Source organism: Crenobacter caeni, assembly GCF_010435965.1.
Taxonomy (GTDB): Bacteria; Pseudomonadota; Gammaproteobacteria; order Burkholderiales; family Chromobacteriaceae; genus Craterilacuibacter; species Craterilacuibacter caeni.
The window spans coordinates 21518-34963 of record NZ_JAAGAA010000004.1 but is presented as its reverse complement, the minus strand read 5'-3'; the positions used below and the strand labels follow the sequence as shown (position 1 = coordinate 34963).

General features: G+C 69.4%; 15 protein-coding genes. All 15 read left to right on the top strand.

The genetic code is table 11. The annotated features are described in order from the left end of the window. Positions 1-129: 129 nt before the first annotated feature. The 15 genes from GZH52_RS05455 to GZH52_RS05385 all read left to right on the top strand — a co-directional run bounded on the left by GZH52_RS05455 (position 130) and on the right by GZH52_RS05385 (position 13440). Positions 130-381 carry a hypothetical protein gene (locus tag GZH52_RS05455; protein ID WP_163315481.1) on the top strand — a complete coding sequence of 84 codons (252 nt, stop codon included), beginning with the start codon at positions 130-132 and terminating at the stop codon, positions 379-381. Then, positions 378-1865, top strand: coding sequence for a sodium:solute symporter family protein (locus GZH52_RS05450; RefSeq protein WP_163315480.1), 1488 nt, complete (start codon positions 378-380; stop codon positions 1863-1865). Before GZH52_RS05455 ends, GZH52_RS05450 begins: the two co-directional genes overlap by 4 nt. A 63-nt stretch (positions 1866-1928) precedes the next feature. Beyond that, on the top strand, positions 1929-2876 hold the full coding sequence (locus tag GZH52_RS05445) for an isoaspartyl peptidase/L-asparaginase family protein (protein WP_163315479.1): 948 nt from the start codon (positions 1929-1931) through the stop codon (positions 2874-2876). A gap of 10 nt (positions 2877-2886) precedes the next feature. Then, positions 2887-3588, top strand: coding sequence for a creatininase family protein (locus tag GZH52_RS05440; RefSeq protein WP_163315478.1), 702 nt, complete (start codon positions 2887-2889; stop codon positions 3586-3588). Beyond that, a complete protein-coding gene (locus GZH52_RS05435; RefSeq protein WP_163315477.1) occupies positions 3585-4622 on the top strand; it encodes a ketopantoate reductase family protein in 1038 nt (345 codons plus the stop codon). The genes GZH52_RS05440 and GZH52_RS05435 overlap by 4 nt, the downstream gene beginning before the upstream one ends. Next, positions 4619-5371 carry an SDR family NAD(P)-dependent oxidoreductase gene (locus tag GZH52_RS05430; RefSeq protein ID WP_163315476.1) on the top strand — a complete coding sequence of 251 codons (753 nt, stop codon included), beginning with the start codon at positions 4619-4621 and terminating at the stop codon, positions 5369-5371. The genes GZH52_RS05435 and GZH52_RS05430 overlap by 4 nt, the downstream gene beginning before the upstream one ends. An 11-nt stretch (positions 5372-5382) precedes the next feature. Then, complete coding sequence (locus GZH52_RS05425; protein ID WP_163315475.1) at positions 5383-6570, top strand: DegT/DnrJ/EryC1/StrS family aminotransferase; 1188 nt, start codon at positions 5383-5385, stop codon at positions 6568-6570. A gap of 159 nt (positions 6571-6729) precedes the next feature. Then, positions 6730-8043, top strand: a complete 1314-nt coding sequence (locus tag GZH52_RS05420) for an NAD(P)/FAD-dependent oxidoreductase (RefSeq protein WP_163315474.1) — start codon at positions 6730-6732, stop codon at positions 8041-8043. After that, on the top strand, positions 8040-8777 hold the full coding sequence (locus tag GZH52_RS05415; protein ID WP_163315473.1) for a DUF1365 domain-containing protein: 738 nt from the start codon (positions 8040-8042) through the stop codon (positions 8775-8777). The genes GZH52_RS05420 and GZH52_RS05415 overlap by 4 nt, the downstream gene beginning before the upstream one ends. Next, positions 8774-9988, top strand: coding sequence for an SAM-dependent methyltransferase (locus tag GZH52_RS05410; protein WP_163315472.1), 1215 nt, complete (start codon positions 8774-8776; stop codon positions 9986-9988). The genes GZH52_RS05415 and GZH52_RS05410 overlap by 4 nt, the downstream gene beginning before the upstream one ends. Then, positions 9957-10484, top strand: a complete 528-nt coding sequence (locus GZH52_RS05405) for a chalcone isomerase family protein (protein ID WP_163315471.1) — start codon at positions 9957-9959, stop codon at positions 10482-10484. The genes GZH52_RS05410 and GZH52_RS05405 overlap by 32 nt, the downstream gene beginning before the upstream one ends. Before the next feature lies 1 nt (position 10485). After that, positions 10486-11721 carry an MFS transporter gene (locus GZH52_RS05400; RefSeq protein WP_163315470.1) on the top strand — a complete coding sequence of 412 codons (1236 nt, stop codon included), beginning with the start codon at positions 10486-10488 and terminating at the stop codon, positions 11719-11721. Beyond that, on the top strand, positions 11718-12263 hold the full coding sequence (locus GZH52_RS05395) for a DUF3833 domain-containing protein (protein ID WP_203525635.1): 546 nt from the start codon (positions 11718-11720) through the stop codon (positions 12261-12263). The genes GZH52_RS05400 and GZH52_RS05395 overlap by 4 nt, the downstream gene beginning before the upstream one ends. Then, entirely contained in the window at positions 12260-13033 is a 774-nt protein-coding gene (locus GZH52_RS05390) for an SDR family NAD(P)-dependent oxidoreductase (protein ID WP_163315469.1), read from the top strand. The genes GZH52_RS05395 and GZH52_RS05390 overlap by 4 nt, the downstream gene beginning before the upstream one ends. Continuing rightward, positions 13030-13440 (top strand): nuclear transport factor 2 family protein, encoded by a 411-nt coding sequence (locus GZH52_RS05385; protein ID WP_163315468.1) that lies wholly within the window; start codon positions 13030-13032, stop codon positions 13438-13440. The genes GZH52_RS05390 and GZH52_RS05385 overlap by 4 nt, the downstream gene beginning before the upstream one ends. The last annotated feature ends 6 nt before the right edge of the window (positions 13441-13446 follow it).

Sequence of the window (13446 nt, the reverse complement as noted above, 5' to 3'; positions counted from 1 at the left end):
GAAAGCGCTTGATATCAATCAATGCGTGCAATACCCATCCCGTGAAGTAATTAAAAGGCATTAAAAATGCTTTTTATATAAGTAGTTGCCGATATTCAAGGCGACAACACCCTACAAAGGACCCTACCCATGCACTGTCTGAGCAATGCCTTCGAGCGGCGATGGGCCGCCATCTTTTTCGCCCTCTATGGGCTGATCATGTTGCCGCTGCCCTGGTATTACAACGAGAGCTACCTGCCCGGTCCGCTGGGCGTACCGATGTTCCTGTGGGGCTGGATCGGCCACGGCTTCGCCGTGCTGGTCGCAATCGCCCTCTTCGCGCGCCAGTGCCTGGCGCGCCCCGAGTACCAGAGCTTGGACAGCGAAGGAGGTGAAGCATGAGTTCGCCCGTCTCGCAACTGATCGCACCGACGCCCGTCCCCTTCTTCGTGACGCTGGCGCTGTACTTCCTGGTGATCGGCGGCATCGGCTGGTACGCCGCGCGCAACACCAAGAACCTCAAGGACTTCTTCGTGCTCGGCGGCAAGGCCGGCGCGGTGGTCAGCGGCATCGCCTACTTCGCGACGCAGTACTCGATGAGCACCTTCATGGGCGTGCCGGCGGTGGCCTACGCCAACGGCTACGCCGGCCTGACCATTTCGGTGCCGGGCCTTGCCTTCTCGATGATCATCCCGGCGCTCCTGGTCGGCCGCAAGCTGATGCAGCTCTCGCACACCCACGGCCTCCTGACCATGACTGACTATCTGGTCAGCCGCTACGACTCGCGCAAGCTGGGCATCCTGCACGCGACCATGATGGTGATCTTCCTGATCGGCATGATCGGCGCGCAGACGGTCGGCGCCGGCGTGATCGTCCACACCTTCACCGGCCTGCCCGAGTGGGTCGGCGTGGTCGGCATGGGCATCATCGTGATCCTCTATTGCATGGCCGGCGGCATGAAGGGCGCGATGCTGACCGACGTGCTGCAAGGCAGCCTGATGGTGATCACCGCGACCGTGACCTTCATCGTATCGGTCGACGCCGGCGGCGGACTAGAGAACATCAACGCGCAACTCTTGGCCAAGGGTGAACAGTTCCTGTCGCACCCGGGTGCCGCCGCCAAGTACCCGTGGAGCGCGTACTTCTCGATGATCGTGATGTGGAGCTTCTTCACCATCGGCCAGCCGACGCTGTTCACCAAGTTCTACGCGATGCGCGACTACCGCACCATGTTCAAGGCGGTGATCCTGGGCACGCTGGGCATGCTGATCTCGGCGACCATGATCGAGTGGTCGGGCGTGATGGGCATCGTCAGCCTGCCGGGCCTTACCGGCAAGGAAACCGACTTCATCGTGCCGATGCTGTTGCAGCAGAACCTCAACCCGTATCTCGCCGCCATCCTGATCGCCGGCATCGTCTCGGCCGGCATGTCGACCATCGACGCGCTGCTGGTGGTCGCCACCGGCGGCATCACCCGCGACATCTACCAGCACGGCTTCAACCCCAAGGCCAGCGACGAGGAGATCTTCCGCCTGTCGCGCTATGTGACCGTGATCATCGGCGTCGCCGGCATCGTGGTGGGCATCACCAAGCCGGCGTCGATCTTCGAGCTGATCCGCTTCTCCTTCGGCGGCCTCGGCATCTGGGTCGCACCGGTGATCCTCGGCATGTACTGGAAGCGCGCGACCACCAGCGCCGCCTTCGCGGCCGCCATCGTCGGTGGCGCGCTGTACGTGTCGCTGGCGCTGTGGGGCCAGGGCCTGACGCTGGGCTTTGACCCGCTGATCGTCAGCTGGAGCGTGACCATGGTGCTGATGGTTGTGGTCAGCCTGTTCACCCAGCCGGTCAAGCGCGAGGTGCTTGGCCGCCATTTCGCCTTCGCCTGAGTGACCAGGCCCGCCGGTTTGCGCCGGCGGGCCTTCCAGCAAAAAGATAACAAGGACAGAGACATGCAAAGACCGGAATTCGCGCTGGCCATCCACGGCGGCGCCGGCACCCTCACCCGCAGCACCATGACCCCGGCGCAGGAAGCCGAGTACCGCGCCGCGCTGACCGACGCCCTGATCGCCGGGCAAGCCTGCCTCGCCGCCGGCCAGAGCGCGCTCGACGCGGTGTGCGCGGCAGTCGCGGTGATGGAAGACAGCCCGCTCTTTAACGCCGGGCGCGGCGCGGTGTTCACCCACGAGGGCCGCAACGAGATGGACGCGGCGGTAATGGTCGGCGCGGGCCGCGACGCCGGCGCCGTCTGCCAGCTCACTGGCATCAGGAACCCCGTGCTCGCGGCGCGCGCGGTGATGGAAAAATCCAACCACGTGCTGCTCGCCGGCGACGGTGCGCGCGCGTTTGCCGAAAGCGTGGGCCTGGAGACCGCGCCGGCCGACTACTTCCACACCGAAGCGCGCTACCGGCAGCTTTTGGCGGTGCGCGACAGCAGCGCCGCGGTGCTCGACCACGACGGCGCGCACAAGCTCGCCTTCGCCGACAAGAAGTTCGGCACCGTCGGCGCCGTCGCGCTGGACAGGCACGGCGGGCTTGCCGCCGCCACCTCCACCGGCGGACTGACCAACAAGCGCTGGGGCCGCGTCGGCGACAGCCCGGTGATCGGCGCCGGCACCTGGGCCGACACCGAGGTCGCCATCTCCGCCACCGGCACCGGCGAAGTGTTCCTGCGCGCGTGCGCCGCGCACGAAATCACCGCGCGCATGCGTTTCCTGCACGAGGACGCGGCCACCGCCGCCACCGCCGTGATGGCGGAACTGGGCGCAATGGGCGGCCAGGGCGGCCTGATCGTGGTCGACGCCCAGGGCCGGATCAGCCTGCCCTTCAACACCGAAGGCATGTACCGCGGCCAGGTGGTCGCCGGCGGCGAGATCGACGTCGCCATCTACCGCGACTGAGGACGACACCATGAAGATTGCCGACATGAACTGGATGCAGGTGGAAAGCTACCTGCAGCACGACGACCGCTGCGTGCTGCCTTTGGGCAGCGTCGAGCAGCACGCCTACCTGAGCCTCGCCACCGACGCGCTGCTCGCCGAGCAGGTCGCGCTGGACGCGGCCGAACCCTTGGGCGTGCCGGTGTTCCCGGTGCAAAGCTACGGCCTCGCGCCGTATTTTTCCGCCTTCCCCGGCACCGTCACGCTGAAAACCGGCACCTACCTCGCGCTGGTGCGCGACCTGTTGGACAGCCTGGCCCGACAGGGCTTCAGGTGCATCGTGATCGTCAACGGCCACGGCGGCAACGCGCCGGCCTCGGCGCTCGCCACCGAGTGGATGGCCGAAAACCCGCACGTGCAGGTGAAGTTCCACAACTGGTGGAACGCGCCGCGCACGCTTGCCTTCGTCAAGGCGTGCGACGCCGACAGCTCGCACGCGTCGTGGATGGAGAGCCTGCCGTTCACCCGCGTCGCCGGCGCGACCCCGCCTGCAGGTGCCAAGCCGCTGATCGACTTCGCGCGCTACGCGGTGCTGAACCCTGAACTTGTGCGCGACTATATCGGCGACGGCAACTTCGGCGGCGCCTACACCCGGCCGGAGGGCGACACCGAGCGGATGTGGCAGATCGCCGTCGAGGAGACGCGCGCGCTGATCGAGGGGCCGTGGCGATGACAGCCGGCGAACCGATCCTGATCTGGGGCGCCGGCGCGATGGGCGCGACACTCGCCGCCCATTTCGTGCGCGCCGGCCGCGAAGTGCTGCTCGTCGACAACAACGCCGCCCACGTCGCCGCGCTCAACGCAAACGGCCTCACGCTGACCGGCCCCATCCTCGAGGGCCGCTTCCGGGTGCCGGCGTGCACACCGGAGACGCTTGCCGGGCGCTACCCGCTGATCCTGCTCGCCACCAAGGCGCTGCACACCCGCGCCGCCTGCCGCATGCTCGCCGCCCATCTCACCGACGACGGCGTAGTGGTCAGCGTGCAGAACGGGCTGAACGAGGCGGTGATCGCCGAGGAACTCGGTGCGCCCCGCACCTTCGGCTGCTTCGTCAACTTCGGCGCCGACCTGATGGCGCCGGGCGAGGTGATGTTCGGCGGCTGGGGCGCGACCGTACTCGGCGAGATCGACGGCGGCCTCACCGAGCGTGCGCGCGACATCCACGCGCTGTTCTCCCTCTTTAACCCCGACGCGCTACTCACCACCAATATCCACGGCTACCTGTGGGGCAAGCTCGTCTACGGCAGCCTGCTGTTCGCCACCGCGCTGACTGACGAGGGCATCGCCGGCGTGCTGGAAAACGACCGCTACCGCCCGCTGCTGGTCGCGCTCGCGCGCGAGGTGTGTCTGGTGGCGCGCGCGCACGGCGTCGCGCTCGAGGGTTTCGACGGCTTCGAGCCGGCCGCCTTCGCACCGGATGCGCCCCTGGGCGGCGCGTACGCGTCGCTCGACCGGCTGGCTGCGCATAACCGGCGCTCGGCCAAGAAGCACGCTGGCATCTGGCGCGACCTGTCGGTACACAAGCGCAAGACCGAGGTCGACGAGATCATCGCGCCGATCGCGCACATCGGCCGTGAACACGGCGTGCCGACCCCGCTGACCGACGCCTTGGTACGCGCGGTACACGCGGCCGAAGGCGGTGTGCCGCTCGGGCTCGAGCTGCTCGAATCGGTGCGCGCGGCCATGCCGCAAGGAGCGACAGCATGAACCTTGCCTACGACTACACGGGACAGACCGTGCTCGTCACCGGCGCCGCGCAAGGCATCGGCCGCGAGATCTGCCGCCGCTTTGCCGCAGCCGGCGCCCGGGTGATCGCCGCCGACATCGACGGCGACACGCTCGCCGAAACCGTCGCGGCTTGCGGCGGGCAGTGCGAGGCGCGGCGGCTCGACGTGACTGACCGCGCCGCCGTGCACGCGCTGATCGCCGCCACCGGCGCCGTCGACGTGCTGGTGCACAGCGCGGGCGGCGTGTGCGGCCAGGCCGGCCGCCCGCTGGAAACCATCACCGAGGCCGACTGGCGGCGCATCTTCGCGGTCAACACCGACGGCGCGTTCTGGTGCGCGCAGGCGGTGGCGCCGGGCATGAAGGCGAAGGGGCGCGGGCGCATCGTGCTGATTTCCAGCGGCGCGGGCCTGGGCGTCAGCCTGACCGGCATCCAGGCGTACGCAGCGGCCAAGGCGGCCGAGATTTCGCTCGCGCGCCAGCTCGGCCACGAGCTTGGCCCCTTCGGCATCACCGTCAACAGCGTCGCGCCGGGCTTCATTCGCTCCAACCCGAGCACCGAGCGCCAGTGGCAGGCGATGGGCGAAACCGGCCAGGCGCGACTGATGGACGGCATCGCGCTGCGCCGGCCGGGTGAGCCTGCCGATATCGCGCACGCGGTGCTGTTTTTCGCCAGCAGCGAGGCCGGCTGGATCAGCGGCCAGGTGCTTTCGGTCGACGGCGGCAAGTAAGGAGCACAGCGATGCCACTAGCCCCCCTGCTCAGTACCACCCTCACCGCGCGCGAACTGGAGCTCGCGCGCGCGCTGCGCGAGCGGCTGCCCGAGGCGATGGACACCCACGCGACACGCGCCTTCGAGCGGCGTTTCGAGACGTGGGTCGGCCACGGCCACGCCCGCGCCTTCATGGGCGGGCGTGCCGCGCTGGCGATGGCTGTCCGCGCGCTGGACCTGGGGGACAACGCCGGCGTTGTCGTGCCGGCGTTCACCTGCCAGTGCGTGCTCAACGCGCTTGCCTTCGCCGGCGCACAGCCGCAATACGCGGACATCGAGCACGCCGGCCTCGGCCTAGACGTCGATGCGGTGCGCCAGGCGATCACGCCGGCCACCCGCGCGGTCATGATCCAGCACAGCTTCGGCCTCGTCGGCCGCGACTTCGAGGCGATCCTGCAACTTGCGCACGAGCACAACCTGAAGGTGATCGAAGACTGCGCGCACGCGCTGGGTGCGCGCCACCGCGGCCTGCCGCTTGGCGTGTACGGCGACGTCGCGGTATACAGCTTCGAGCGCAGCAAGGTGCTGACCACCATCCACGGCGGCGTCGCGCTCGCCAACGACGCGGAAGCGGCCGAGCGGCTGTCGGCGCTCGCCGAGGCGGCGCCGCTGCCGGATGCGGACGAGATCGACGCGCAACTGATCAGCGTGATGCACGACTACTGGGTGCGCGCAAGCGGTGACGCGGCCGGCGCCGAACGCGCCCGCGCGCTGTGGGGCGAGCGGGTGCTGCCGCAGATGTGGCCGGAAGAGTTCGGCATTTCGGTGCCGCCGCGCTACGGCCAGCGCATGCCCTCGGCCATTGCCCGCATCGCCGACGCGCAACTGGACCGGCTGGACGCGGTGCTGGCCCGCCGCCGCGCGCAGGCCGCGTACTGGCAAGATTGGGCCGGGGCGCGCGGCATCGGGCACCTCGACGCCATCGACGGCAGCGAGCCTGCGTGGCTGCGCTTCCCGCTGTGGGTCGACCCCGCGCTCAAGGCCGACCGCCACGCGCTGGAAGACGCGCTCGACGTCGAAGTCGGCGTCTGGTTCACCACCCCCGCCCACCCGGTCGCCCGCAGCGAAGCGCACTGCCCGCGCGGCATGGATGCCTGCTGCCGCATCGTCAATCTGCCCACCCTCCTCCCCGCGCACCACCCGCACGCCGCCGCTTGACCCCGGGCGGGCATCCGCCCGCCTGCACCCCGCCCCTTCGGCCGGACCGTCCCGGAAAGGCCGCCATTTCGTTCATGTTTTGTACTGTACAAATAGTTGACAGATTCACTGCGATAAACAATAGTTCGACGGACATCACCTTGCCCAGGAGTGCACGTCATGAACATCGCCGTCGTCGGCACCGGCATCGCCGGCCTCTCCTCTGCGTGGTTGCTCGCGCGCAGCGGCCACCGGGTCACCGTGTACGAGAAGGCGCACCGCGCGGGCGGGCACAGCCATACCGTCGACGTCGAACTCGAAGGCGTGCGCCACCCGGTCGACACCGGTTTTCTGGTGCACAACGCACGCACCTACCCCAACCTGATCGCCCTCTTTGAAACACTCGGCGTCAGGACCTGCGACAGCGAGATGACCTTTTCGGTTGCGAGCGAGGCCGATGATCTGGAGTGGGCCGGCAGCAGCGTCGCCACGCTGTTCGGGCAGAAACGCAACCTGGTGCGCCCCCGCTTCTGGCGCATGCTCGCCGACATCCACCGCCTGCACAGGCTCGCCCCCGCGATCCTTACCGAAGCTCGCGTCCGCGGCGACACGCTGGGCGGAGCGCTCGCGCGGCACGGCTTTGGCGAGGCACTCATGCGCTGGTACCTGCTGCCGATGGGCGCGGCGATCTGGTCGACCTCCACCCGCGACATGCTGGACTTCCCGGCGGCCACCTTCTTCGAGTTCTGCGCCAACCACGGGTTGATGCAGGTCACCGACCGTCCGCAGTGGCGCACCGTTGTCGGCGGCTCGCGCGAGTACGTGCGCACGATGCTGGAAACCCTTAACGACGTGCGCTACGGCTGCCCGGTGCACGCCATCCGCGAGAGCGCCGGCGGTGGCGTCGAGCTGCATCACGCGCACGGGGTCAGCCGGCACGACCAGGTGGTGCTCGCCTGCCATAGTGACGAAGCCCGCGCCATGCTGGGCGAGTGCCACCACGCGGCGCGCACGCTGCTGGGGCAGATCGGCTACACGCCCAACCGCGCCTACCTGCACAGCGACGCGCGCGTGCTGCCCCGGCGCCGCGCGCTGTGGTCGGCGTGGAACTACCGTGCCGAAGCGGGCGAGGCGGGCGAGGCGCCGGTATCGGTGCACTACCTGATCAACCGCCTGCAGCCCTTGCCGTTCAAGGCGCCGGTCATCGTCAGCCTCAACCCTGCGCAGGAACCCGACCAGTTGATCGCGCGCTTTGACTACGCGCACCCGCGGCTCGACGCCGCCGCCATCGCGGCGCAAAACGCGCTCGACGGCGTGCAGGGACAAGGCGGCGTATGGCTCGCCGGCGCGTGGTGCGGCTACGGCTTCCACGAGGACGGCCTAAAGGCCGGCATGCGCGTCGCCCTTGCGCTGGGCGCCACGGTGCCGTGGGCACATGGCGTCGCCCCCGTTGCGCGGCCAGCGCCCTCGCCGGCCCAGGCGTGCCCGGCATGAGCGCGCGCCGCTTCGTCGGCCGCGTGTGGCACGCGCGGCACGCGCCCGTCGAACACCGCTTCGCCTACCCGCACGCGTGGCTGGCGCTGCCACTGCCCGAGTGCGACCGGCCCAGCGTGCACCTGGCGCCTATGGTCGCCTGGCAGCGCAAGCGCCACGGCGCCGAAGACGGCAGCGCGCTGCTGCCGTGGCTTCAAGCGAGGCTCGCCCAGCACGGCGTAACCGGCGCGCTGTCGGCCGAACTGCACACCCTGCCCTGCGTACTGGGCAGGGTGTTCAACCCGGCGAGTTTCTACGTGGTGCGCGGCGAGCAAGGCGCGCTGCTCGGTTTCTGGGTCGAGGTGCGCAATACCTTCGGCGAGCGGCACGACTACTTCGTCCCGCCTGCGAGCGACACCGAGATCGCCAAGGCGCTGCACGTCTCGCCGTTCTTCAAGGTCGAGGGCGGCTACCGCTTCGCGTTCGACGTCGCGGACAAGGATCGTTTTGCCGTGCGCATCGATTACCTGGACCCGGACGGCACCCGCGTTTTCACCGCCGGGCTCGACGGCCTAAGCGCCCGCGCACGCAGCACCGACTGGCTCGCGAGCGGTGCGCGCCACTGGCTATTGGGCTTCGGCGTGTGGCTGCACATCCACTTGCAGGCGTGGCGGCTCTGGCGCCGCGGCGCACCCTTCTTTGGCCGTGACGGCCGCCCCCGCACACAGGGATTCGACGACAGGAGCACGACATGAACGGACACAGCCCCACCCGCACGCTGATGGCGCCGCGCCCGCCGCTGTTGGCGCGCACGCTGATCAGCGCGCTGGAAAAGCTGCAGGCGGGCAGCCTGCTGCTCGAATGCCCGGACGGCAGCGCGCGACTCTTCCACGGCCAGGCCGCCGGGCCGAGCGCCCACCTTGCGATCCGGGACTGGGAGGTGCTCGCCAGGATCGCCAAGGGCGGCGACATCGCGCTGGCCGAGGCGCTGCGCGACGAGCGTGCGCATACGCAGGACGCGGTCGCGCTGATCCGGCTCGCGCTCGCCAACGAGGCGGCGCTCGAGCGCGCGGTGCACGGCAGCGTCGCCGGCACCCTGCTTTACTGGCTGCGCCACCTCTTCAACGCCAATACCCGCGCAGGCAGCCGCCGCAACATCCAGGCCCACTACGACCTGGGCAACGACTTTTACCGGCTGTGGCTGGACAAGGGCATGACCTACTCCGCCGCGCTGTTTGACGGAGACGCCACGCGCACGCTGGAAGACGCGCAAACCGCCAAGTACGAACGCATCCTGCAAAGGCTGAACCCCGCGCGCGGCGAGCGCCTGCTCGAGATCGGCTGCGGCTGGGGCGGCTTTGCCGAATACGCGATCCGCACCCGCGGCGTGCACGTGACCGGCGTCACCCTCTCCACCGAACAGCTCGCCTACGCACAGGCACGGCTCGCACGCGCGGGCCTCGCAGGGCAAGCGTCGCTCACGCTGACCGACTACCGCGACATCAAGGGACAGTTCGACCATATCGTGTCGATCGAGATGCTCGAGGCGGTCGGCGAGCGCTGGTGGCCGACCTACTTCGCGACGCTGCGCGACAGGCTCAAACCCGGCGGCAAGGCGCTGGTGCAGGTGATCACCATCGATGACGCGCACTTCGCGCGCTACCGGCGCGGCACCGACTTCATCCAGCAGTACATCTTCCCCGGCGGCATGCTGCCGAGCCTGCAAAGGCTGGAAGAGGAAAGCCGCGCCGCCGGCCTTAGCATGGACGACGTGTTCCGCTTCGGCCGCGACTACGCGTTGACGCTGCGCGCGTGGCGCCACCGCTTTTCGGCCGCGCTGCCGATGCTGGACGCGCGTTTTGACGCGCCCTTCCAGCGGATCTGGCGCTTTTACCTCGACTACTGCATCGCCGGCTTTGAAACGGAGCGCACCGATGTCTGCCAAATTCAATTCGTTCGTCCTTAGTGCCTGCCTTGCGCTGATGACCGGGCTCGCCCACGCACTGCCGCCGGCGCTGGCGCAAACCCCCGCCCTCGAGGCGCTCGGCCGCGGCACCATGCGCTGGTTCGGCCTCAAGCTGTACGACGCGGCGCTCTTTACGCCGGCCGGTGCGCCGTGGCAGGCCGGCGCGCCGTACGCGCTGGAGCTGCGCTACGCGCGCGCCTTCGAAGGCGAGGCGCTCGCGCGCTCGAGCGGCGACGAGATGGCGCGTCAGGGCGTGCCGCCAGCGGATATCGAGCGCTACGTCGAAGTGTTGCGCGGGGTGTTCCCGGATGTGGCGGCGGGCGACGTGATCGTCGGCGCACGCCTGGCAGACGGCGGCGCCAGTTTCTGGCACAACGGCCGCCCGGTGGGGCGCATAGCCGACGCGCTGTTCGCGCGGCGCTTCTTCGACATCTGGCTTGCGCCGACCACGCGCGAGCCCGCGCTGCGCCGCGCGCTGATCGGCGAGGGCCGCTAGCATGCCCGGCACGCGCGCCTTATGGCTGGCCGCCAGCCCCGCCCTGCCGCTGGCGATGGTCGCGCTGCCCGTCTACGTGCTCACCCCCGCGCTTTACACCGCCGGCTACGGCCTGCCGCTGTCGACGGTCGGTGCCATCCTGCTGTTTGCTAGGCTGTACGACACCGCGCAGGACCCGCTCATCGGCTACCTGCAGGACCACTGCAGCCCAAGCGTCCTGCGCTCACTCAGCGTCGCCCTCGCTGTCGTCGGCGCCGCCGCGTTTTACTTCTTGCTGCTGCCCGTGCAAGGCTTGCCGCTCACCTGGCAACTGGGCGCGACGCTCGCGCTCATCTTCACCGCGCACGGCTGGCTTGGCATCGCACTGCTGCGTTACGGCGCGGCGCTAAGCCAGGACGTCGACGAACGCGGCCGCGTGGTCGCCAGCCGCGAAGCGCTCGGCGTGGTCGGCGTGATGCTCGCCGCCGCGCTGCCGCCGCTGCTCTCCGACGCGCTCGGCCAGCAGCACGGGCTCGCGCTGTTTTTTGCGCTGTTCGCCGCACTCACCGTCGCAAGCCTGCTGCTGTTCACGCGTGCGCCGGCAGCACCGCCTGCCCGCATCGCGCGCGGCAACTGGCGCCGCGTCCTGGCCGACCGCCGCTACCTCGCGCTGCTCGCCGTAGTGCTCGTAAACTCCTTGGCGATGGCGCTGCCGGCGACGCTGTTCAACTTCTTCGCCGCCGACGCGCTGGGTGCGCCGGGCCTGATCGGCCCCTGGCTGCTCGCCTACTTCGGCGCGGCGCTGCTGTCCTTGCCGGCGTGGCTTGTGCTTGCCCGAAGGCTGGGCCGGGTGCGCGCGTGGTACGCCGGCATGGCGCTCGCGCTCGCCGGCTTCGTGCTGGTGCCCTGGCTCTCGCCTGCCAACGCCTACTGGTTCTATCTGGTGTGCGTCGCCACCGGCGCGGCACTGGGCGCCGACCTCGCGTATTCGACCGCGCTGATCGCCGACGTGATCGGCCACGGCGTGGAGGAAGACGGCGGCAGCTATTTCGGCGGGGTCAGCCTCGTCAACAAGCTCGCGCTGGCGCTGGGCGCCGGCGTCGCCCTGCCGCTCGCGGCGGCCGCGGGCTATGTGCCCGGCGGCGATGAAGGGCTGGCCGCGCTCACCCTGATGTACGCCGGCCTGCCTTGCCTGTTCAAGCTGTTTGCCTGGGCGCTGCTCGCACGCGTGCGCCCGCTTCTGGAGGACGCACCATGACCCGCACCCTGACCCGAACTTTCGTCGCCTGCCTCGCCATGCTGCTCGCCGCCTGCTCGACCCCCGGCGTCGATACCTATCAGGGCGGCAAACCCGCCCTCGCGCTCGAACGCTTCTTCGACGGGCCGCTCAAGGGCTGGGGCACGGTGCAGGACCGCTCTGGCAAGGTGTTGCGCCGCTTCGTCGTCGACATCGACGCGCGCTGGGCAGGCAGCACCGGCACGCTGGACGAGCACTTCGTGTTCGACGACGGCGAGCGCCAGCGCAGGGTGTGGACGCTGACGCGTGAGGCCAACGGCAGCTATACCGGCCGCGCGCACGACGTGGTCGGCGAAGCGCAAGGGCGCGGCGCGGGCTACGCGTTCAACTTCGGGTACACGCTGAAGGTGCCCATCGACGGCCGCGAAATCGATTTGACCATCGACGACTGGATGTATCTGGTCGACGACAACAACCTGATCAACCGCTCGGAAATGAAGAAATTCGGCGTCCGCGTCGGCGACATTACCCTGCTCTTGCAAAAACAGGGGCGCGCGCCATGAGCGCCAACACGCCGATCAGGCAGTGGCAGGGCAAGCATGTGTGGCTGGTCGGCGCCGGGCACGGCATCGGCGAAGCGCTGGCGGTGAAGCTTGCCAAGCTTGGCGCGCGCCTCACCCTGTCCGGGCGCAACGCGGACGCGCTGCAGGCGGTGGCGGCGCGCTGCGGGGGGCAAGCGCACTGCGAGCCGTTCGACGCGACCGACGACGCCGCCTGGCAAGACGTGGCAGCGCGGCTAGACGCACAGGGCGGCGTCGACCTGGTGGTGCTGCTCGCCGGCGACTACCGGCCGCTGCGCGCTTGGGAAGTCACGCCCGAGGCCGCGCGCGCGCTCACCGACGTCAACCTGATGGCGGCGTTTTACCTGGTCGCCGCGTGCGCGCCGATCTTCAGGCAACGCGGCAAGGGCGGCATCGCGCTGACCGGCAGCGTCGCCGGCGTCGGCGGCATGCCCAAGGCCACCGTGTACGGCGCGACCAAGGCCGCCGTCAACCACCTCGCGCAGACGCTCTACCTAGACCTCGCGCCGTTGGGCGTCGGCGTGTGGGTGATCAACCCCGGTTTCGTGCGCACCCGGCTAACCGCCGGCAACGACTTTTCGATGCCCGCGCTGATCTCGCCCGAGGAGGCCGCCGACGCCATCGTCGCAGGGTTCGCGCAAGGCGCCTTCGACATCCACTTCCCGCGCCGCTTCACCACGGTGCTCAAACTCGCCGCCCTCTTGCCCAGGCGCGCTTGGTTCTGGCTGATGCACAAGACGACCGGACTATGAACACACCACTTGAACAGCACCTCGCGTGGTTCTCGGGCCTGACGCTCTCGACACTCGCGCGCATCGAAACGGTTTACGCGGCCAACGCCCGCTTTGCCGACCCGGTGCACGCGCTCACCGGCCGCGACGCGATTCAGGTGCTCTACGCGCGCATGTTCGACACGCTGGAGACACCGCGCTTCACCATCAACCGCGTGATCGCCGAGGGCGACAGCGCCTTCGTCGCGTGGCGTTTCGACTACCGCTACCGCGGCCGAGCGTTTGGCTTTGACGGCGCAAGCGTGCTGGACATGGACGACGCCGGCCTGATCGCGCACCAGCAAGACTACTGGGACAGCGCCGACGCGCTCGCCCCCCTGCCGCTGGTCGGCTCCCTGCTGCGCCTGATCAAGCGGCGCATGGCATAATCCGCG